This is a genomic window from Methylorubrum sp. B1-46 (assembly GCF_021117295.1).
Classification (GTDB): Bacteria; Pseudomonadota; Alphaproteobacteria; order Rhizobiales; family Beijerinckiaceae; genus Methylobacterium.
In genome coordinates this window covers 4648583-4667525 of the sequence record NZ_CP088247.1, presented here as the reverse complement: position 1 = coordinate 4667525, position 18943 = coordinate 4648583, and the positions used below count along the sequence as shown (strand labels likewise).

The following is an 18943-nucleotide window of genomic DNA, read 5'->3' as shown; positions in this document are numbered from 1 at the left end:
GGCGGGAGGCGTCAAGGCATCCCTTACGCCTCCGGGTCGTCGGCGGCCGCCTCCTCGTAGGCCTGGATCCAGGCCGCGCGGTCTTGGGAGCCCTCCGCATAGGGGCATTCATCGATGCTCTTGCCGTAGAGCCGGGCGTTGCGGCCCTGGATGAAGGGACTGTCGCTCGCCGTCGCCTGCTCGTTCATGGTCAAGCCCTCTGCCCGTTGCTGTGCCGGTGTCCTGAATAGGGCCGGTCCGCACTGCGTCCGCCCTTCGGTTCATTAACGACACCGGGCGCATCCTGTTTCCGGGGCCGCCGTTCACGGTCCCGCGTACCCCGCGTATCCGAGTTGCCTATCGTGAGCATTCTGCGCGTCATCACCTTCGGCACGGTCATCGCCTTCGGCACGCTGTCGGTCGTCCTCGTGAGTGCGGACCGCATCGCGCATCAGGCGGTCGCCGCGGTGCCGCCGCCGACGATGGCGCGGGCCGCGCCGATCCTGCCCGATCCCGTCACGACCGGCACGGTGACGCAGGGCCCTGCGGCCGAGTCGAAGAAGGAGCGCATGCTCACCGGCTTCGACACCGAGCGCCTCAACGCCCTCATGCGCGGCGAGATCGCCCCGGCCCCCGCCCGCAAGCGCTGACCGCGCCGCCGCTCCGGGCTACAAGCGGCGCCCCGCCACGCCGCTGACCGTGCAACCTTGGGCCTGATCTACGCGCTCGCCGCCTATCTGAGCTGGGGCCTCGTCGTCCCGGTGCATTTCCGCCTCCTCGACGCCATCCCGCCCGGCACGATCCTGGCGCAGCGCATCGCGTGGTCGGCACTGCTCGTCACCGGCCTGATCGCGCTCCTGCGCAACCGGCTCGCCAACCCGTTTCCGTTACGGCCGCGCCACGGCCTGCTCGTCGTCTCGGCGGGGCTCATCGCGATCAACTGGATGCTCTACCTCGTGGCGGTATCGAGCGGGCACATGCTCGATGCGAGCCTAGGCTACTTCATCAACCCGCTGGTCTCGGTGGCGCTCGGCGCCCTCGTCCTCGGCGAGCGCCTGCGCCCGGTCCAGACCGTCGCGGTCGCCATCGTCGTGCTCGGCGTGGTGGTCGCGGTGGCGATGGCGGGGCGCCTGCCGCTGCTGTCGCTCGGGCTGGCCGTCAGCTTCGCGCTCTACGGGCTGGTGCGCAAACTCGTCGCCGTCGACGGCACCGTCGGCTTCTGCGCCGAAACCTTCCTGCTCCTGCCCGCGGCTCTCGCCTACCTCGTCTTCGCCGCGCCGCCGGTGCCCGACGACGCCCGCACCTGGGGCCTGCTGGCGCTCACCGGCGTAACCACGGCGCTGCCCCTGATCTGGTTCGCCGCCGCGGCAACGCGCCTGACCCTCGCGACCCTCGGGCTGATGCAGTACATCGCGCCCTCCTGCCTTTTGGGGCTCAGCACACTGGTCTACGGCGAAACCCTGACGCCGGATCGGGTCGTGCTGTTCGGGCTGATCTGGCTGGCGCTGATGCTCTACGCCACCGATGCGATCCGCCACGAGCGCCGGCGCCGCGCGGCACTCCCGGCCGCGCGGGCAGCCGCCCTGGCACTGGAGGGACGATGACCCGGCTCAATCGCATCACCGACATTCCGGGAATCCGCGTCGGCCACGCGGAGGACGGGCGGATCGCCAGCGGCGTCACCGCGCTCGTGTTCGACACGCCCTTCACCTGCGCGGTGGATGTCCGCGGCGGCGGACCCGGCACCCGCGAGACCGACCTGCTCGATCCCGCCTCCACCGTCCAGGCAGTCGACGCCCTGGTGTTGTCGGGCGGCTCGGCCTTCGGGCTCGACGCGGCCGCCGGCGTGGTCGCCCATCTCAGGCAAGCGGGGCGCGGCTTCGCCGTCGGCGACGCGCGGGTACCGATCGTGCCCGGCGCGATCCTGTTCGACCTGCTCAACGGCGGCGACAAGGCCTGGGGCCGCTTCCCGCCCTACCGCGACCTCGGCTACGCGGCAGCGGAGGCCGCACGCGGCGGCGCGATTCCTCTCGGCTCGGTCGGGGCCGGATTCGGGGCGCGCACCGCCAACCTCAAGGGCGGCCTTGGCTCGGCCTCGAGCGCGGTGCCGTGCCTCGCGGCGCAGGTCGGCGCGCTGGTGGCGGTCAACGCGTTCGGCCGGGTGACGATGGGGCAGGGGCCGCATTTCTGGGCCGCCCCGTTCGAGCGCGGGGCTGAGTTCGGCGGCCTCGGCCTGCCGCAGCCGGTGCCCGACGACGCCCTGTCCTGGCCGCGCGAGCCGCTGCCCGGCGCCAACACCACGCTGGCCGTCGTCGCCACCGACGCGAGGCTCACCAAGGCGCAGGCCAAGCGCCTCGCCATCGCCGCCCAGGACGGCCTCGCCCGCGCGATCCACCCGGCGCACACGCCGCTCGACGGCGACGTGGTGTTCGCGGTCGCCACCGGCGCGGTGCCGCTCGCCGACGAGGTGGCCGATCTCGCCCGCCTCGGCACGGTGGCGGCCGAGACCCTGGCGCGGGCGGTCGCCATCGGCGTCCACGCCGCGACCCGGCTGCCCTGCCTCGACCTGCCGACGTGGCGGGAGCTGTACGGACAAGAGTGAGCCCGTCCGTCATCGCGAGGCTTCAGCCGAAGCGATGACGGGGAGGGGCTTAGAGTGCCTCACAAAACTCCCGGTCACCGACCGTTCTCACACTGGCGAGGCCAGTGCGGCGGGAGTTTTGTGAGAGACACTCACAGGTTGGTGTAGTTCGGCCCGCCCGGTCCCTCCGGGGTGACCCAGTTGATGTTCTGGTTCGGGTCCTTGATGTCGCACGTCTTGCAGTGGACGCAGTTCTGCGCGTTGATCTGGAAGCGCACGCCGTCGCTGGCGGCCTTATCCTCCACCCACTCGTAGACGCCGGCGGGGCAGTAACGGCTCGACGGACCGCCGTAGACATCGTGCTCGGAGGCCTTCTGCAGCCCCATATCCTTCACCTGAAGGTGGGGCGGCTGGTCCTCCTCGTGGTTGGTGTTCGACAGATAGACCGAGGAGAGCCGGTCGAAGGTCAGCTTGCCGTCGGGCTTGGGATAGACGATCGGCGTCACCTCCGAGAGCGGTTTCAGGCAGGCGTAATCCGGCTTGCCGTGGCCCAGCGTCCCGAACAGCGAGGCGTCGGCAATCGCGTTCATCCACATGTCGAGCCCGCCGAGCCCGACGCCGACCAGCGTGCCGTATTTCGACCAGAGCGGCTTGACGTTGCGCACCGGCTTGAGGTCGCGTCCAATCGGGCTGTCGCGCCAGCCCTCCTCGTAGGCGGTCAGTTCGTCGCCCTGGCGGCCGGCGACGAGGGCCTCGAAGATCGCGTCCGCCGCCTGGATGCCCGACAGGATCGCGTTGTGCGAGCCCTTGATGCGCGGCACGTTCACGAAGCCGGCGGAATCGCCGACGAGGCAGCCGCCGGGGAAGACGAGCTTGGGCACCGATTGCCAGCCGCCCTCCATGATCGCGCGCGCGCCGTAGCCGATCCGCTTGGCGCCCTCGAAGGTCTCAGCGATCATCGGGTGGGTCTTGAAGCGCTGGAACTCCTCGAATGGCGACAGGGTCGGGTTCTCGTAGTTCAGGTGCGTGACGAAGCCGACCGAGAGCAGACCATCGTCGAAATGGTAGAGCCACGAGCCGCCGCCCGCCTTGTTCGGCAACGGCCAGCCCATCGTGTGCTGCACCAGCCCCGGCTCGAACTTGTTCGGCGCGAGCTGCCACAGCTCCTTGACGCCCAGGCCGTATTTTTGGTGGTCGCTGTTGCGATTGAGCCCGAACCGGTCGATCAGCGTCTTGGTGAGCGAGCCGCGGGCGCCCTCGCCGAACACCGTGTACTTCGCCTTCAGCTCCATGCCGCGGGTGAAGTCGTCGCGCGGCTCACCGGTGCGGGAGATGCCGAGATCGCCCGTGGCGATGCCCGTCACCGTGCCGCGCTCGTCGTAGAGCACTTCGGAGGCCGGAAAGCCGGGGTAGATCTCGACGCCGAGCCCTTCCGCCTTGGCACCGAGCCACTTCACCGTGTTCGAGAGCGAACCGACGAAATTGCCGTGGTTCGACAAAAGCTTGGGGAAGAACAGGTTCGGCATGCTGACGCCGCTGTTCTTGGTGAGAAACAGGAACTCGTCGCGCTCCACCGCCGTCTTGAGCGGGCGTTCCGGGTCGTCGCGCCATTCGGGGAGCAGGGTGTCGAGGCCGATCGGATCGACCACGGCGCCGGAGAGGATGTGGGCGCCGACCTCGCCGCCCTTTTCCACCACCACCACCGAGATCTCCTCGCCCTTCTCAGCGGAGAGCTGCTTGAGGCGGATCGCGGCGGCGAGGCCGGCGGGGCCCGCGCCGACGATCACCACATCGAAATCCATGCCTTCGCGTTCGGGCAGCGCCATCCTCGTCCCTCCTGCGGCCGTTGGTTCGGGCGCCGTCCCAGGCCGCCCCGGCCCCTGCAATTGTCAAGATGTCTCTCAAGCGATTCCAAGGTAGGAAGGCAAGGCCGTTCGGGTAGCGGCAGGGCGGCGCAGGAGGCGCCCGTGCGACGATCCGCAGGGCACACTCGGGCGTTGTCCACAGGGCGCCCCCACGCCACATGGAATCGATGACTGCCAGCCACGCGGATACCGACGCCCGAGCCGACCTGATGTCCTACCTCGACTTCCACGTCGAGGCGGGCGTCGACGCGGCCCTTGATGAGCGTCCCCACGACCGCTTCACCGAAGCCGAGGCGGCGGCTCAAGCCCCGGCGCCCCGCGCCGAGCCGGCTCCGCGCCGTGAGCCCCTGCCGCGCGAGCCCCTTCCCCACGAGCCCCTGCCCCGCGAGCCCCTGCCCCAGCGCGATCCCGCCCCCGGCGAGGACGCGCCCCTGGAGTTCCGGCGCGAGCTGCCGAGCCGCGATCCGCCGCCGCGCGAGCCGCCCCGCACCTACGGCAACGCGGCCGGCGCCAAACCCGGCGAGGCGGCGGACGACGCCCGCGCGCGGGCCGCGCAGATGACGACGCTCGAGGAGCTGGAAGCGCTGCTGCGCGGCTTCGAGGGCTGCGGACTGCGCTTCACCGCGAAAAACCTCGTCTTCGCCGACGGCAACCCGCAGGCGCGGGTGATGTTCGTGGGCGAGGCGCCCGGCGCCGACGAGGACCGGATCGGTAAGCCGTTCATGGGCCGCTCGGGCCAGCTCCTCGACCGGATGATGGCGGCGATCGGCCTCGACCGGTCGAGCGCCTACATCTCCAACGTCGTGCCCTGGCGCCCGCCGGGCAACCGCAACCCGACGCCGCAGGAGATCTCGATCTGCCGGCCCTTCGTCGAGCGCCAGATCGAACTCGCCAACCCCGACATCCTCGTCTGCCTCGGCGCGCCCGCCACGCAGACCCTGACCGGCACCAAGGACGGCATCCTCAAGGCACGCGGGCGCTTCTATCCCTACCGTCTCGGCGACGGCCGCGAGATCCGGGCGCTCGCCACCCTCCACCCGGCCTACCTTCTGCGCCAGCCGGTGCAGAAGCGGCTCGCTTGGCGCGACTTCCGCATGCTGAAGAGTGCCCTCGACGGAAGCGCTCCGGCCAAGTAGGCCGGGGCAGGCGCCAAGCGGAACCGTATCCTCCGCGCGGCCATTTAGAAGCAGGCCCGGAATCCCGATCAGGCCGGGCAAGACGCGGGGCGGCGGGAGACTCTATGCGCTGGGACGATTTTCGCGCCTCTGAGAACGTCGAGGATCGGCGCGGCGAGGGCGGTGGCGGCGGCGGCTTCCCCGGCGGCGGCATGGGGGGCCTCGGCATCGGCACCATCGTCGTCGTGCTGCTGATCTCCTGGGTCACCGGCATCAACCCGGCGATCCTGCTCGGCGGCGCACAGCAGATGGCCGGCGGCGGCCAGCAGCGCGAGCAGCGGGTCGATCCCGAGACGCAGGCCCGGCGCCGCGAGGCGCCGACCGACCGCGCCGGCCAGTTCGCCACGAAGATCCTCGGCAATACCGAGGATGTCTGGAACGAGATTCTGCCGAACCAGACCGGGCGGCAATACAAGCCGACCACGATGGTGCTCTACCAGGGCGGCACCCGCTCGGGCTGCGGCATGGCGCAGGCGGCGATGGGCCCGTTCTACTGCCCGCTCGACAAGAAGGTCTATATCGACCTCGGCTTCTTCAAGGAGATGCAGACGAAGTTCGGTGTGAAGGGCGACTTCGCCTACGCCTACGTCATCGCCCACGAGGTCGGCCACCACGTGCAGGACGTGCTCGGTATCCTCGGCAAGGTGCAGAGCCGGCAGCAGAACGCGAGCAGCAAGACGGAAGCGAACCAGCTCTCCGTGCGCGTCGAGCTGATGGCCGATTGCCTCGCCGGTGTCTGGGCCAAGAACTCCAACGACCGCTGGAATTCGCTCGACCAGAGCGACATTCAGGAGGCGCTCAATGCGGCGAGCGCCATCGGCGACGACAAGCTGCAGGAGAAGTCGCAAGGCTACGCCGTGCCGGATTCCTTTACCCACGGCTCGTCCGAGCAGCGGATGCGCTGGTTCATGACCGGCTACAAGAGCGGCCAGACCAAATCCTGCGACACCTTCCGCGCCAGCCGCGGCTGATTCTTTCGGGATTTTCGGGGAGGCGGACATGGCCGAGACCGCGCGCGAGCGGATGCTCGCCGGACAACTCTATCGCGGCGACGATCCGGAGCTGGTCCAGCTCCGCAACGCCGCCAAGAAGCGTCTGCTGCGGCTCAACGCCATGGAGCCCGAGGACGCGGCCGGCCGGGAGGCGGTGGTCCGGGAACTTCTCGGATCGGCCGGGCGCAACCCGACGATCTGCCCCGGCTTCGCCTGCGATTACGGCGGCAACATCAGCGTCGGCGACGACTTCTTCTGCAACTTCAACTGCGTCTTCCTCGACTGCGCCCCGATCACCATCGGCCACCGGGCGCAGATCGCTCCGGCGGTGCAGATCTACACCGCCGAGCATCCCCTCGACCGCGCCAGCCGCGCCGCCTTCTGGGAATCGGCCCGGCCGATCACCATCGGCGACGACGTGTGGATCGGCGGGGGCGCGATCCTGCTGCCCGGCATCACCGTCGGCGACGGGGCGGTGATCGGCGCGGGCGCCGTGGTGACCCGCGACGTCCCGCCGGGCGCGGTCGTGGCGGGCAACCCGGCGAAGGTGGTGAAGTGGACCCAGGAATGATCGCGGCAGACGGCTGAAGGCGGCAGCGCCGCCCGCTACTCCACCCGCACCCAGCCCTGCGGCATCAGCCGCTCCTGGGGCAGGAACTTGGACTTGTAGTCCATCTTGCGGGAGCCATCGACCCAGTAGCCGAGGTAGAGATACGGCAGGCCGAGCGCGCGGGCGCGCTGGATGTGGTCGAGGATCATGTAGGTGCCGAGCGAGCGGCTGGCCTGCTCGGGGTCGTAGAACGAGTAGACCATCGACAAGCCGTCAGCGAGCACGTCGGTGAGGCAGACGGCGACCGGGGCGCCGACGCCGCGGCCGTGGATCGCGCTGTCGGGGCCGCGCTCGCGGTAGACCACGAGATGCGTGTCGACGTGGCTGTCCTCGATCATCATCGCGTAGTCGAGCACGGTCATGTCGACCATGCCGCCGTCGCCGTGGCGGGCGTCGAGGTAGCGGCGGAACAGGGCGTATTGCTCGGAGGCCGGGCGGTTGGGCTCCGGCGTGCCGATGAGCCCGGCATTGCGCTGAAGGATGCGCCGCTGGCTGCCGGTGATGGCAAAATCCTCGACTACGACCCGCACCGAGACGCAGGCGCGGCAGGATTCGCAGGCCGGACGGTAGGCGATGGTCTGCGAGCGGCGGAAGCCGCCCTGGGTCAGGATCTCGTTGAGGTCGCGGGCGCGGCGCCCGACGAGGTGGGTGAACACCTTCCGCTCCTCCTGGCCCGGCAGGTAGGGGCAGGGGGAGGGCGCCGTGAGATAGAATTGCGGTGTGTCGCGCGGATGGCTCGTCACGCTGGGAAGGCTCGCCCTCGGGGCCGGCGGCATCGGGCGCCGAAGGCCTCCGTCAATGTAGCGGGATCGCGGCCGCGCTCAACCGGATTGATGGAGGATCGAGCATCCATGACGGCGGCCTTCCGCCGCCATGGCTCCCCCGAAGGAGGGAGCGACCGGTTGATCCCTTCGGGATGGCGGGTTTGGCTTCCGGCGGGATCCCATCGCGCCCGCGCGATGGGTGCCCTCCTCAAGCGCCGCGCGGGCTGGCTGATCCGCTCCCTGCTCTGACCAAGCGAGACCGGATCAGTCGCGCACCACTGCAAGGCCAAGCAGCAGGTCGTGGCCGAGGCGCCGGTCGGAGCGGACGAAGCCGAACAGGACGTCGAGGCACCAGAGCAGGAAGGTCGAGATCGCCACATAGAACAGCAGCGCGTGAATCGCCGCCGTCAGGACGTCGACCGGGCGGCCGCTCTCGGGCGCCACCACCCGCAGGCCGAGCATGCGCATGCCGAGCGTGCTCTGTTTCGGGCCGCCGACGGTGATCGCGCTGTAGAGGATGCCGCTGATGCCGAGGATCGGGAACAGCATCCAGGCGAAGCCGAAGGTGAGGACGCCGAGGATGGCGATGGCGGTGGCGAGCACGGCGGTGAACACGAAGATGAAGGCGAGGTCGAGCAGGTAGGCGACCGTGCGTCCGCCGAGGCTCGCCCGCACATAGGGTACGGGAAAGCCGCCGGAGCCCTGCATCCCCGCCGGGTTGGTGTAGCCGGGGTGATAACCGGGCTGAAAATCCGTCATGGCCGGTATGTCCTCGACCGTTGCTTGCACATCCGGTCAAGTGGGGAGACGGTGCGGCGCTGCCAAGAGCGGGACCGAGAGCCGAAACCAAGAGCGGGACAGGGCGTGACACCCTCGACGTGACGCCCTCACTCGGCTCACTCACTTGGCGCCGGGATCGGCGGCCTCCGCCTCGGGCGTCGCCAGATAGTAACGCCTGAGCAGGTAGAGCGAGGCGCCGTTCACCGGCCCCTGCTCGGTGGTCAGCGCGGTGAGGTCGTCGCCCGCGCCGAACTGGCAGACGAGATGGCGGGGCCGCGTCGCCTCGGCCTTCGGCAGCGATCCGGATCCGCCCGTGAGGCGGTAATCGACGCGCACGCTGCCGCTTCTCGCGCCCGGCCCGACCCGCAGCAGGTCGATCTCGGCGCCGGGCGGGGCGAGCGCCGGCACCGCCCGGCGGCAGAGAGTCGCCCGGTGCGCATCGAGCGCCGTGTCGCAGCCGGATCCGGCCACGAGCCAGAAAGCGAGGGCCCCCAGCAACGCCGCGACGCGGCCGTGAGGACGCCGCCGAGGCATGTTCGTCCGATTCCCGCAGGCAGGCCGATCAGGCGCCGGCTCGCAGGCGCTCGGCCACGCGGGGTGCGTAGTAGGTCAGCACCCCGTCGGCCCCCGCGCGCTTGAAGGCGAGCAGGCTCTCGGTCATGGCGCGCTCGCCGTCGAGCCAGCCGTTGCGGGCGGCGGCCTCGATCATCGCGTACTCGCCCGACACCTGATAGGCGAAGGTCGGCACGCCGAACTCCGTCTTCACCCGGGTGATGATGTCGAGATAGGGCAGCCCCGGCTTGACCATCACTGAGTCGGCGCCCTCGGCGAGATCGAGCGCGACCTCGCGCAGGGCTTCCGCCGCGTTGCCGGGATCCATCTGGTAGGTGCGCTTGTCGCCGACCAGAGCCGCCTTGGTGCCGATGGCGTCGCGGAACGGGCCGTAGAAGGCGCTGGCGTATTTGGCGGCGTAGGCCATGATCTGCACGTCGCGGAAGCCCGCCCGGTCGAGGCCGGTGCGGATCGCGCCGACGCGCCCGTCCATCATGTCGGAGGGAGCGATGATGTCGGTGCCGGCCTCGGCCTGGATCAGGCTCTGCTCGACCAGCACCGCCACAGTCTCGTCGTTGAGGATCGCGCCGTCCTCGATTAGGCCGTCATGGCCGTGGCTGGTATAGGGGTCGAGCGCGACATCGGTCATCACGCCGATCTCAGGCACCGCCCGCTTCACCGCCCGCACCGCCCGGCAGACGAGGTTCTCGCGGTTCAGCGCCTCGGAGCCGGTGGGATCGCGCAGGCCCGGCTCGGTGTAGGGGAAGAACGAGACCAGCGGGATGCCGAGCTTTGCGGCGCGCTCGGCCTCGCGCACGACCTCGTCCACGCTCAGGCGCTCGACGCCGGGCATGGAGGCGATCGGCTCGCGCCGCCGCTCGCCCTCGATGACGAAGAGCGGCCAGATCAGGTCGTCGACGGTGAGGCTGTGCTCGCGCACGAGACGGCGCGACCAGTCGGCCTTGCGGTTGCGGCGCGGGCGCTGGGTCAGGCTCAGCGACCCCGAGCCCGGAGCGGCTTCGCGCGCGGTTTCGATGGCGAGCGGGCGCGGCGTGGCGTCTGACATGGCCCTCAGGACTCCGGTGTTCCAGCGCGCTCTCGAGCCGAAGGGGGCACCGGCTCGGGGGCAGTTGCGCATCGCGACAAAGACGTCAGAGCCATGCTCGAAGGCAAGTCGATCTCGAAGGCAAGTCGATCGGCGATGGCCCGAGGCGGAGCATTCCGGGCTCGCATCCCCGAAACCGTCCGTAGACCGGAGGTTTCCCGCGGGCCGAAACGGTGGGAGGAGCGCCGCGGAACGCGCAGCCATGAGGTGTGCGCCTAGCACATCCCGATTTGGACCCGAAAGGCGCCGTTGCCGCAGGGCAGGCTCCCTTATCTCGGCGATGGCATTCCGCTCATCACCCTTTGAGGACGGGACGACCGAGGCTTCCCCTGCAAACGCGTCAGCCGCCCGCCACGTCCTCGATCTGACTGACGAGGCGCAGGCGCATCACCGCGCGGTCGGGTCCGTCGCGCACCGTCACCACGACGACGCCGGAGCCGCCGAGCTTCTGCGGATCGGCGGCGAAGGCGGCCCCGCGCGCCAGCGCCTCGGCCCGCGCGGCGGCGCGATCGGGCAGATCCCGTCCGTTGGTGTCGATGACGACGGCGTCGTCATGGATATCGAAGAAGTAGCGAGGCAACGTCCATCCCTTCCGCCTCGTCCGGGACGTCGGTCCGCGCGGCCTCGATGGGCCAAGCACCATCGCCCCGCCCTTCGAAGGTGCAGAAGATACGGGCAGGGCTCAACAACAAATGCGCGCGTTGTGACACCCTAAAGCGGCTGCCGGAGAGGTGAACACCGGTTTGCCGCAGCAACGCGCATCATGAGAGAACTCAGAGCCGCATTCAGCTTGATGCGCTTGGATCGATGCGGTTTCGGTTCGGGCGTGGACGAGGTCGGAGCCGACCGCCTGCGAGACGCGCACATGCCCTTCGCCGTTGGTGTCGTCACGCGGCCTCGTTGTCGGCGTTCGGCTCCTCCGGCACATAGGCCGCGTGCGCCACGAGACCTTCGATGGTCGCGACATCGCGCGGATGCGGCGCGGGACGGCCGAGCAGGTAGCCCTGAACCTCGCTGCAGCCCTCCGCGGTGACGAGGGCCAGATGGGCTGCGGTCTCGACGCCTTCGGCCACCGTCGTCACCCCGAGGCGGCGGCCGAGATCCGCGACGACCCCGACGATCGCTGCGCAATCCGGGCGGCTGGTCGCGTCGCGCACGAACGAGCCGTCGATCTTGATCTTGTCGAACGGAAAGGCGCGCAGATGCGCCAGGGACGAGAAGCCGGTGCCGAAATCGTCGAGCGCGATGCGCACGCCCAGGCCGCGGACCCGGCGCAGCTCGCCCATGCAATCGACGTGATCGTTGAGCAGCGCGCTCTCGGTCACTTCGAGTTCGAGGCGTTGCGGCGGCAGGCCGCTGGCCACGAGGGCGGCGAGCACGGCCTGGAGCAGACGACCGGTGCCGAGCTGGCGCGGCGAGACGTTGACCGCGACCCGCGCCTCGTCCTCCCAGCTCATCGCATCCGTGCAGGCGCGATGCAGCACCCAGGTCCCGATCTCGTCGATCAGCCCGCTCTCCTCGGCGATCGGGATGAAATCGCCGGGCGAGATCCAGCCGCGCGCCGAATGGTGCCAGCGGATCAGCCCCTCGCGCGCCGTCACCCGGCCGGTGCGGATATCCGTGATCGGCTGGTAGAACAGGAACAGGCCGTTCTTCTCTTCGAGCGCCTGCCGCAGCTTCGCCTCCAGGCGGACCCGCTGCGTCATCCGCTGCTCCATCTCCGGCTGGAAGACGCGGAAGGTGTTCTTGCCGGCAGCTTTCGCCGCGTAGAGCGCCATGTCGGCGCGCGAGAGCAGCGTTTCCGAGTCGGTCCCGTGCAGGGGTGCGACCGCGATGCCGATACTCGCGCCGATCTGCAAGCGCCGCTCGTCCTCGACCAGGAAGGGCGCGACCAGCGCTTCCACCAGGGCTTCGGCGAGGTCCATCGCCGCCCTCGTGTCGCCGCCCAGGATCAGGATCGCGAACTCGTCGCCGCCGAGGCGCGCGACGGTCACCTCCGGGCTGCGGCAATGCCCCCGCAGCCGGTCGGCGACCCGCTTCAGCAATGCGTCGCCGACGAGATGGCCGTTGGCGTCATTGACGAGCTTGAAGCCGTCGAGGTCGATGAACAGAAGCCCGTGGCAGGGCTGCGGCCGGCTGAGGGCGGCCTCCAGATGCTCGCGGAAGGTGGTGCGGTTGGCCAGCCCTGTGAGGGTATCGTAGTGGGCGAGCTGCTGGATCCGCGCTTCGGCAGCGACCTGGTGGGTGATCACCGACCACGTCAGCATCGGACCGATATAGTCGCCGCTCGTCCCCGTCACCGCGGAGACCTGCAGATCCAGCACCTCGGGTCCGAGCTTGATCTGGGCGCGATGGGGCAGGTTGCGCGGATCGGCCAGGAGGCGGCGCTGGTGCTCCGGGTGGCGGTGGAAGATGTCGATCGACTGGCCGAGCAGGGCGTCCGGCTTGACCGGCAGCAGGTTCTCGATTTGCGAGAGCGTGCGCTTCGAGGTCTCGTTCATGTAGGTGATCGCAAAGCTCGCCGGATCGACCGTCATCACCGCCACCGGCATGTCGTCGATCATGCGAAGGAGCTTGTACTCCTCGTGCTCCTTGGCCACCTCCGCGGTCGCGATCGCCCAGACCAGCAGCGCGCGCACGACGCGCCCCTGCGAGTCCGGCAGCGGATGGATGTGCAGGTCGAGCCACTCTTCGCCGAAGCGGATGCGGGCCTTGTGGGGCAGGGCGTCAGGGTTGGAGAGCAGTCCGCGCTGATAGCCGGGGTGGCGGTGGAAGACGTCGATGCATGTTCCGACGATCTGCTCCGGATCGAAATCCAGCGAGTCGCGGATGGTGTGCAGGAGTTGGATCGAGCAGGCATTCGCGTAGTCGATCGTAAAGGTCCTCAGGTCGCAGGTCATCGCGCCGATGGGGAGAACCTCGATCATCTTTGCAAACGACAGCGGCTCGATCTCGCCCAGATCGGCCGGCAGCGGATCGAGATAGGGGCAGCTCATCGACTCCACCCGGCAACGGGGCTTGCGCTCATGAAGAAAAGCTAACCAAACAAATGTGAATAAAATGCCAAACAACGCAGGGCGGAAGGCATCGCCGCGCAGCGTTGACGCTGCCGCCGGGAGTTCGTCTAAGGGGCCCGCGCGGCCGCGCAGCGGACATCCGCGCGGGGGGCGGCATGGCGGAGTGGAGCACGGCGGTGGAGCGCGGAATGTCGGGCGGGCGAGGGAGCGGGCAAGGAAGCGGGCAAGAGAGCGGGCAAGCGATCTCGCGAGAGGACGTGCGCGCGGAATTGGCCGAGCCCGACATCGCCTTCGAGACCCGCGGAGAGGCCGGGCTGATCACCCTGAAGCGGCCGAAGGCGCTCAATGCCCTGACCCTGCCGATGGTGGAGGCGATGCACCGCCAACTCCGGGCCTGGGCCGCGGATGCGCGGGTCACCCGGGTGGTGGTGCGCGGCTCGGGCGGGCGCGCCTTCTGCGCCGGCGGCGACATCCGTCAGATCCACGCGCTCGGCCGGGCCGGGCGCCACGCCGACGTGATGGCGTTCTGGCGCGGGGAATACTGGCTCGACGCCACCGTGAAGACCTTTCCGAAGCCCTACATCGCCCTGATCGAGGGCATCGTCATGGGTGGGGGGGTCGGCCTCTCGCTCCACGGCGACGTGCGGGTGGCCGCCGAGAGCTACAGCTTCGCCATGCCCGAGACCGGCATCGGCTTCTTCCCCGATGTCGGCGCGACCTACGCCCTGCCGCGCCTGCCCGGCTACACCGGGCGCTACCTCGCGCTCACGGGCGCCCGGATCAGCGCGGGCGACGCGCTGGCCGTGGGGCTCGCGACCCACGCGGCGCGGGCGGCCGATTTCGAGACCCTCATCGAGCGGCTCGCGGGCGGCGGGGCGATCGCCCGCGCCTTCGAGGGCCTCGATGCGCCGACACCGGAGACCGGCCCCCTCGTTGCCGAGCGGACGCTGATCGATGCCTGCTTTTCCGCCGACACCGTCGCGGAGGTGGTCGCCCGCCTCGACGCGGCGGCGGGGGAGGGCTCCGCCTTCGCGGCGGCGAGCGCGAAGACGATCCGCACCCGCTCGCCCACGAGCCTGACCATCGCCCAGGCGCTGATGCGCCGGGGCGGCGAACTCGGATTCGCCGAGGCCCTGCTCGCCGAGTACCGGCTGGCCGAACGGGTGATGCGCGGCCATGATTTCTACGAGGGCGTGCGGGCGGTGATCATCGACAAGGACAACCGGCCGGCCTGGCAACCCGCCACCCTGGACGACGTCGACGGCGCGGCGATCGAGACCGCCTTCGACCCGCCCGATCCCGCCGAGCCGCGCTTCGACGGCAGCCAGGGCCCGCGCGACGCAGCGCCGGCCGCGGGAATCCGGTCGTGAAGGCGCTCGCCAAGGTCGGCACCACCCTCGACGGACGCGGGCGGGCAAGTGCCGGGAACGGCGACCGGATCGAGGGCACCGCCCCGCGGGCGCAGACCCGCTGGGACGTGGTGCTGGTCTGGTTCATGCGGATCACCGCCCTGATCTGGCTCGCCAAGGGGCTCGCCACCTGGGGCGAGATCCTGGACCTGATCCCCGGCCGGACGCCGTTCGCCGACCTGCCGATGGGCCGGCAATCGGCGATCGTCTACTTCGCGGTGATCGACTTCGTGGCGGCGGTCGGCCTGTGGCTGACGAGCGCCTGGGGCGGGGTGGTCTGGCTGCTCGCCGCGACCTCGGCGCTGACGCTGGCCCTGCTGACGCCGCAGCTCCTGCCGATGTCGATGCCGCTGATCGCAGTGCAGGCAAGCATTGTCGCCGTTTACTTCGTGTTATCCTGGCTGGCGGCCCGCGATGTAGGCTGAACAAGAGGTCAACATCATCGTTTCATTTTGCATTTACCGACAGAAGTAAATCGCGAGTTCATCCTGTCGCTTAAATCGGCTTTCATCGGTGGGGGCTAGGTTCACCTCATAAGCGAGGCCGGCCAGCAAGAGCCGGCACGAATCGACAGGAAGGCATCACGATGAGCACGAAGGCCGCCAACACCGCCCTCAAGACCACCGACGCCGCCCCCGAAGCCCAGGGCGCCGCCGGCTCCTATCTCGAGGCGCTGCACCTCGTGGAGCGGCTGCACCGCCGCCTCCTCGACGTCATCAAGGACGAGTTCGACCGGCGTGGCCGGGAGGACGTCAACAGCGTCCAGGCGCTACTGCTCTACAACATCGGCGACAAGGAGCTGACCGCGAGCGAGCTGCGCTCCAAGGGCTACTATCTCGGCTCGAACGTGTCCTACAACGTCAAGAAGCTGGTCGAGGCCGGCTTCCTGCACCACGCCCGCTCCAAGACCGACCGGCGCTCGGTGCGCATCAGCCTGACCCCGAAGGGCCGCGAGGTCCACGACCTGATCCAGGGCCTCTACGACAAGCACGCCCGCACGATCCAGCCGATCGGCGGCATCTCCGAGGACGATTTCGGCCGTCTCAACCTCGCGCTCTCCCGCCTGGAGCGCTTCTGGACCGACCAGATCCGCTACCGGCTGTGATCGACCCTCCCGAGGATTGATGCAGACTTTTCCCGTCATCGCGAGCGTCAGCGAGGCGATGACGGGTGCAGGAAGCCTCGAACCGAGCAATTCCGAAAGCATGAAGGCCGAAGGGTTCAGCCAAGAACCCTTCGGCCTTCATGCTTCTCGCCGCGTCATTGCAAACGAAAAGGGCGCCACCCTGTTCGGGTGACGCCCTCGATCTCACCGGATGAGTCCGGCGACAGCCTTCTTAGTTGAAGGTGTCGATCTCGGCGGACTCGTAGGAGGTGACTTCCATGCCGACGCAGATCTCGGCAACGACGGGAGCAGACCACTTCATGACGTTTCTCCTGCTGGACGAATGAATGAAAGCCGGACCGGCTCGAAGCCGGCGGCACCTTCTCAGTTGAAGGTGTCGATCTCGGCGGACTCGTAGGAGGTGACTTCCATGCCGACGCAGATCTCGGCAACGACGGGGGCAGACCACTTCATGGCGTGTCTCCTGATGACAATTTGAATACGAAGGTCGGTCCCAGGACCGTCCCACCTCGAACTGAGGTGGTGGCCGTTTGTTCACCGAGCCCCTCGTGTTCGACGCCCTTGATATAGACGATCCGTTGGGCGCAATTCAAGCGGACCCTACACTTATATTTCTCATAGATAGCTCTCAGGAACGCCCAACTCGGTATCCGAGAGAGGCCGCCTCCCGTCAAAGGCGCGGAAAAGTGCCGGGATTATCAACGATGTGGTGCCGATCGCCGTGATCCACAAGCCGGAGTGGCGGGATCATGCGCAGCGATCCTTGCCACTCTCTCCCGGCTCATTTTATCGGAAATCCGGTACGGCGCACCCCCGCCGACCCGGATCGGATGCCCGCGACCCGGCGCGCGCCAGCGTACCCACTCTTGTGATGCGGGGGGCGATGCGGCAAAGCGGGGCCCTCGCGCGCACAAGATCTCGAGAGCCCCGATATGCACGACATCCGCGCCATCCGCGAGAATCCGGAGGCCTTCGACCGCGATCTGGAGCGCCGCGGTCTCTCGCCCCTGAGCGCCGAGCTGATCGCCCTCGACGATGCGCGCAAGGGCGCCGTCTCGGCGGCGCAGGCGGCCCAGGAGCGGCGCAACGCGCTGTCCAAGGAGATCGGCGCCGCCAAGAAGGCGAAGGACGAGGCCCGCGCCGCCGAACTGATGGCCGAGGTCGCCCGCCTGAAGGAAGAGGCGCCGGGCCTGGAAGCGGCGCAGGCGCAGGCGGCCAAGGTCCTCGATGCGCGCCTCGCCGCGATCCCGAACCGGCCGAAGGCGGATGTGCCCCCCGGCGCCGACGAGCACGGCAATGTCGAGTACCGCCGCTTCGACGCCTCTCGCGCGCGCCTGGCGGAAGGCCGCCAGCATTTCGAACTCGGCGAAGCCACCGGCCTGATGGATTTCGAGGCCGCCGCGAAACTCTCCGGTTCGCGCTTCGTGGTGCTGAAAGGTCAGCTCGCCCGGCTGGAGCGGGCGCTCGGCCAGTTCATGCTCGACCTGCATACGAGCGAGCATGGCTACACCGAAGTTGTCCCGCCCGTCCTCGTGCGCGACGAAGCGATGTTCGGCACGGCGCAGTTGCCGAAGTTTCGTGACGACCAGTTCGCGGCTGGCGACGGCTTCTGGCTGATCCCCACGGCCGAAGTCCCGCTCACCAACCTCGTGCGCGAAAGCATTCTGGCCGAGGACGAGCTGCCTCTCCGCTACACTGCGCTCACCCCCTGCTTCCGCGCCGAGGCCGGGGCGGCGGGGCGCGACACCCGCGGCATGCTGCGCCAGCATCAGTTCAACAAGGTCGAGCTGGTCTCGATCACCGCGCCGGAGAGGTCGGACGAGGAGCACGAGCGGATGCTCGCCTGCGCCGAGGCCGTGCTGAAGAAGCTCGATCTCAGCTACCGCGTCATGACGCTCTGCACCGGCGACATGGGCTTTGCCTCCCAAAAGACTTACGACATCGAGGTCTGGGTGCCGGGCCAGCAGACCTACCGGGAGATCTCGTCCTGCTCGGTCTGCGGCGAGTTCCAGGCGCGGCGGATGAATGCGCGCTACCGGGCCAAGGAGGGCAGGGGCGTCAACTTCGTCCACACGCTCAACGGCTCCGGCGTCGCGGTCGGCCGCGCGCTGATCGCCGTGATGGAGAACTACCAGAACCCCGACGGCAGCGTCACGATCCCGTCGGTGCTCCAGCCCTACATGGGCGGCCTGAACCGGATCGAGGGACCGAACCACTGATGCGCATCCTGGTCACCAACGACGACGGCATCCACGCGCCGGGCCTGGAGACGCTGGAGGGGATCGCCCGCGAACTCAGCGACGACGTCTGGGTGGTCGCGCCCGAATACGACCAGTCGGGCGTCTCGCACTCGCTCTCGCTCAACGATCCGCTGCGGCTGCGGCAGGTCTCGGACAAGCGCTTCGCGGTGAAGGGCACGCCCTCCGACTGCGTGATCATGGGGGTGTCGCACATCCTCAAGGATCACCGGCCGGATCTGGTGCTGTCGGGGGTCAACCGCGGCCAGAACGTCGCCGAGGACGTGACCTATTCCGGCACCATCGCCGGCGCCATGGAGGGCACCATCCTCGGCATCCGCGCGATCGCGCTGAGCCAGGCCTACGGCGCGGGCGGGCGGGCCAACCTGAAATGGTCCTGCGCCGCCGCGCACGGGGCAGGGGTGATCCGCAAGATCCTGGAGATCGGGATCGAGCCCGGCATCCTCGTCAACGTCAACTTTCCCGATTGCGAGCCGGATCAGGTGCAGGGCGTGGCGGTCTCGGCGCAGGGCCAGCGCAACCAGGCGCTGCTGCAGATCGACGCCCGCCACGACGGGCGCGGCAACCCCTATTTCTGGCTCGCCTTTGCCAAGGCGCGGTTCGAGCCGGGCAACGGCACCGACCTCAAGGCGATCGCCGAGAACCGCATCTCGGTGACGCCGCTGCGGCTCGACCTCACCGACGAGCCGGAACTGACCCGCTTCGCCGCGGCCTTCCGGACGTGAGCGGG

The 18943-nt window shown here is 69.2% G+C and carries 22 protein-coding genes; 12 read left to right on the top strand and 10 right to left on the bottom strand.

Annotation, left to right across the window (positions count from 1 at the left end; translation table 11 throughout):
- Window positions 1–23 precede the first annotated feature (23 nt).
- Window positions 24–188: an Rmf/CrpP family protein gene (locus LPC10_RS21720; protein WP_166060744.1), complete on the bottom strand. Its 165-nt coding sequence runs from the start codon at window positions 186–188 to the stop codon at window positions 24–26.
- 153 nt (window positions 189–341) lie between these two features.
- Between LPC10_RS21720 and LPC10_RS21715 the strand changes: the two genes are divergently transcribed.
- Genes LPC10_RS21715 through LPC10_RS21705 form a run of 3 tightly spaced genes read left to right on the top strand, consistent with a single transcriptional unit; the run spans window position 342 to window position 2581 of the window.
- A complete protein-coding gene (locus LPC10_RS21715) occupies window positions 342–629 on the top strand; it encodes a hypothetical protein (RefSeq protein ID WP_231344322.1) in 288 nt (95 codons plus the stop codon).
- 57 nt (window positions 630–686) lie between these two features.
- On the top strand, window positions 687–1583 hold the full coding sequence (gene rarD / locus LPC10_RS21710; RefSeq protein WP_231344321.1) for an EamA family transporter RarD: 897 nt from the start codon (window positions 687–689) through the stop codon (window positions 1581–1583).
- Window positions 1580–2581 carry a P1 family peptidase gene (locus LPC10_RS21705; protein ID WP_231344320.1) on the top strand — a complete coding sequence of 334 codons (1002 nt, stop codon included), beginning with the start codon at window positions 1580–1582 and terminating at the stop codon, window positions 2579–2581. The genes rarD and LPC10_RS21705 overlap by 4 nt, the downstream gene beginning before the upstream one ends.
- A 131-nt stretch (window positions 2582–2712) precedes the next feature.
- On the opposite strand, the gene LPC10_RS21700 is transcribed toward LPC10_RS21705, so the two are convergent.
- Window positions 2713–4386, bottom strand: coding sequence for an electron transfer flavoprotein-ubiquinone oxidoreductase (locus LPC10_RS21700; RefSeq protein ID WP_231344319.1), 1674 nt, complete (start codon window positions 4384–4386; stop codon window positions 2713–2715).
- Window positions 4387–4583: 197 nt separating this feature from the next.
- Here LPC10_RS21700 and LPC10_RS21695 point away from each other — a divergent pair, with 197 nt between their 5' ends.
- The 3 genes from LPC10_RS21695 (at window position 4584) to LPC10_RS21685 (ending at window position 7163) form a co-directional block, all read left to right on the top strand.
- Entirely contained in the window at window positions 4584–5561 is a 978-nt protein-coding gene (locus tag LPC10_RS21695) for a uracil-DNA glycosylase family protein (RefSeq protein ID WP_231344318.1), read from the top strand.
- Window positions 5562–5665: 104 nt separating this feature from the next.
- The gene (locus tag LPC10_RS21690; protein ID WP_231344317.1) at window positions 5666–6571 is read left to right on the top strand and encodes a neutral zinc metallopeptidase; all 906 of its coding nucleotides are present in this window, start codon (window positions 5666–5668) and stop codon (window positions 6569–6571) included.
- Window positions 6572–6599: 28 nt separating this feature from the next.
- The gene (locus tag LPC10_RS21685) at window positions 6600–7163 is read left to right on the top strand and encodes a sugar O-acetyltransferase (protein ID WP_231344315.1); all 564 of its coding nucleotides are present in this window, start codon (window positions 6600–6602) and stop codon (window positions 7161–7163) included.
- Between the two features lie 35 nt (window positions 7164–7198).
- On the opposite strand, the gene LPC10_RS21680 is transcribed toward LPC10_RS21685, so the two are convergent.
- The 6 genes from LPC10_RS21680 to LPC10_RS21655 form a co-directional block, all read right to left on the bottom strand.
- A complete protein-coding gene (locus LPC10_RS21680; protein WP_231344314.1) occupies window positions 7199–7945 on the bottom strand; it encodes an arginyltransferase in 747 nt (248 codons plus the stop codon).
- Between the two features lie 285 nt (window positions 7946–8230).
- Window positions 8231–8725 carry an RDD family protein gene (locus LPC10_RS21675; protein WP_231344313.1) on the bottom strand — a complete coding sequence of 165 codons (495 nt, stop codon included), beginning with the start codon at window positions 8723–8725 and terminating at the stop codon, window positions 8231–8233.
- Window positions 8726–8866: 141 nt separating this feature from the next.
- Entirely contained in the window at window positions 8867–9280 is a 414-nt protein-coding gene (locus LPC10_RS21670) for a hypothetical protein (RefSeq protein ID WP_231344312.1), read from the bottom strand.
- Between the two features lie 28 nt (window positions 9281–9308).
- Window positions 9309–10364 (bottom strand): porphobilinogen synthase, encoded by a 1056-nt coding sequence (hemB, locus tag LPC10_RS21665; protein ID WP_231344311.1) that lies wholly within the window; start codon window positions 10362–10364, stop codon window positions 9309–9311.
- 379 nt (window positions 10365–10743) lie between these two features.
- Window positions 10744–10983: a hypothetical protein gene (locus LPC10_RS21660; protein WP_231344310.1), complete on the bottom strand. Its 240-nt coding sequence runs from the start codon at window positions 10981–10983 to the stop codon at window positions 10744–10746.
- 307 nt (window positions 10984–11290) lie between these two features.
- On the bottom strand, window positions 11291–13399 hold the full coding sequence (locus tag LPC10_RS21655) for a bifunctional diguanylate cyclase/phosphodiesterase (protein ID WP_231344309.1): 2109 nt from the start codon (window positions 13397–13399) through the stop codon (window positions 11291–11293).
- A 290-nt stretch (window positions 13400–13689) separates the two neighbouring features.
- On the opposite strand from LPC10_RS21655, the gene LPC10_RS21650 reads away from it, so the two are divergent.
- The 4 genes from LPC10_RS21650 to LPC10_RS21635 all read left to right on the top strand — a co-directional run bounded on the left by LPC10_RS21650 (window position 13690) and on the right by LPC10_RS21635 (window position 16127).
- Window positions 13690–14790 (top strand): enoyl-CoA hydratase/isomerase family protein, encoded by a 1101-nt coding sequence (locus LPC10_RS21650; protein WP_370644738.1) that lies wholly within the window; start codon window positions 13690–13692, stop codon window positions 14788–14790.
- Window positions 14787–15254: a DUF6163 family protein gene (locus LPC10_RS21645; RefSeq protein WP_231344308.1), complete on the top strand. Its 468-nt coding sequence runs from the start codon at window positions 14787–14789 to the stop codon at window positions 15252–15254. The genes LPC10_RS21650 and LPC10_RS21645 overlap by 4 nt, the downstream gene beginning before the upstream one ends.
- A 161-nt stretch (window positions 15255–15415) precedes the next feature.
- Window positions 15416–15934: a transcriptional regulator LdtR gene (gene ldtR, locus LPC10_RS21640; protein WP_108941938.1), complete on the top strand. Its 519-nt coding sequence runs from the start codon at window positions 15416–15418 to the stop codon at window positions 15932–15934.
- Window positions 15935–15953: 19 nt separating this feature from the next.
- Complete coding sequence (locus LPC10_RS21635; RefSeq protein ID WP_231344306.1) at window positions 15954–16127, top strand: hypothetical protein; 174 nt, start codon at window positions 15954–15956, stop codon at window positions 16125–16127.
- A gap of 39 nt (window positions 16128–16166) precedes the next feature.
- On the opposite strand, the gene pqqA (LPC10_RS21630) is transcribed toward LPC10_RS21635, so the two are convergent.
- Both pqqA (LPC10_RS21630) and pqqA (LPC10_RS21625) read right to left on the bottom strand, forming a co-directional pair.
- Window positions 16167–16256: a pyrroloquinoline quinone precursor peptide PqqA gene (gene pqqA, locus LPC10_RS21630; RefSeq protein WP_015857429.1), complete on the bottom strand. Its 90-nt coding sequence runs from the start codon at window positions 16254–16256 to the stop codon at window positions 16167–16169.
- A gap of 62 nt (window positions 16257–16318) precedes the next feature.
- Window positions 16319–16408, bottom strand: coding sequence for a pyrroloquinoline quinone precursor peptide PqqA (gene pqqA, locus LPC10_RS21625; protein ID WP_015857429.1), 90 nt, complete (start codon window positions 16406–16408; stop codon window positions 16319–16321).
- Window positions 16409–16887: 479 nt separating this feature from the next.
- Here pqqA (LPC10_RS21625) and serS point away from each other — a divergent pair, with 479 nt between their 5' ends.
- Window positions 16888–18174 carry a serine--tRNA ligase gene (serS, locus tag LPC10_RS21620; protein ID WP_231344305.1) on the top strand — a complete coding sequence of 429 codons (1287 nt, stop codon included), beginning with the start codon at window positions 16888–16890 and terminating at the stop codon, window positions 18172–18174.
- Window positions 18174–18938: a 5'/3'-nucleotidase SurE gene (surE, locus tag LPC10_RS21615; protein ID WP_231344303.1), complete on the top strand. Its 765-nt coding sequence runs from the start codon at window positions 18174–18176 to the stop codon at window positions 18936–18938. The genes serS and surE overlap by 1 nt, the downstream gene beginning before the upstream one ends.
- The last annotated feature ends 5 nt before the right edge of the window (window positions 18939–18943 follow it).

Bases quoted from the DNA above. Each gene is read 5' to 3' on its own strand.
- LPC10_RS21720 (WP_166060744.1), bottom strand. From the start codon at position 188: ATGAACGAGCAGGCGACGGCGAGCGACAGTCCCTTCATCCAGGGCCGC.
- LPC10_RS21705 (WP_231344320.1), top strand. From the start codon at position 1,580: ATGACCCGGCTCAATCGCATCACCGACATTCCGGGAATCCGCGTCGGC.
- LPC10_RS21700 (WP_231344319.1), bottom strand. From the start codon at position 4,386: ATGGCGCTGCCCGAACGCGAAGGCATGGATTTCGATGTGGTGATCGTC.
- LPC10_RS21695 (WP_231344318.1), top strand. From the start codon at position 4,584: ATGGAATCGATGACTGCCAGCCACGCGGATACCGACGCCCGAGCCGAC.
- LPC10_RS21690 (WP_231344317.1), top strand. From the start codon at position 5,666: ATGCGCTGGGACGATTTTCGCGCCTCTGAGAACGTCGAGGATCGGCGC.
- LPC10_RS21685 (WP_231344315.1), top strand. From the start codon at position 6,600: ATGGCCGAGACCGCGCGCGAGCGGATGCTCGCCGGACAACTCTATCGC.
- LPC10_RS21675 (WP_231344313.1), bottom strand. From the start codon at position 8,725: ATGACGGATTTTCAGCCCGGTTATCACCCCGGCTACACCAACCCGGCG.
- LPC10_RS21670 (WP_231344312.1), bottom strand. From the start codon at position 9,280: ATGCCTCGGCGGCGTCCTCACGGCCGCGTCGCGGCGTTGCTGGGGGCC.
- hemB (WP_231344311.1), bottom strand. From the start codon at position 10,364: ATGTCAGACGCCACGCCGCGCCCGCTCGCCATCGAAACCGCGCGCGAA.
- LPC10_RS21655 (WP_231344309.1), bottom strand. From the start codon at position 13,399: ATGAGCTGCCCCTATCTCGATCCGCTGCCGGCCGATCTGGGCGAGATC.
- ldtR (WP_108941938.1), top strand. From the start codon at position 15,416: ATGAGCACGAAGGCCGCCAACACCGCCCTCAAGACCACCGACGCCGCC.
- LPC10_RS21635 (WP_231344306.1), top strand. From the start codon at position 15,954: ATGCAGACTTTTCCCGTCATCGCGAGCGTCAGCGAGGCGATGACGGGT.
- pqqA (WP_015857429.1), bottom strand. From the start codon at position 16,256: ATGAAGTGGTCTGCTCCCGTCGTTGCCGAGATCTGCGTCGGCATGGAA.
- pqqA (WP_015857429.1), bottom strand. From the start codon at position 16,408: ATGAAGTGGTCTGCCCCCGTCGTTGCCGAGATCTGCGTCGGCATGGAA.
- serS (WP_231344305.1), top strand. From the start codon at position 16,888: ATGCACGACATCCGCGCCATCCGCGAGAATCCGGAGGCCTTCGACCGC.
- surE (WP_231344303.1), top strand. From the start codon at position 18,174: ATGCGCATCCTGGTCACCAACGACGACGGCATCCACGCGCCGGGCCTG.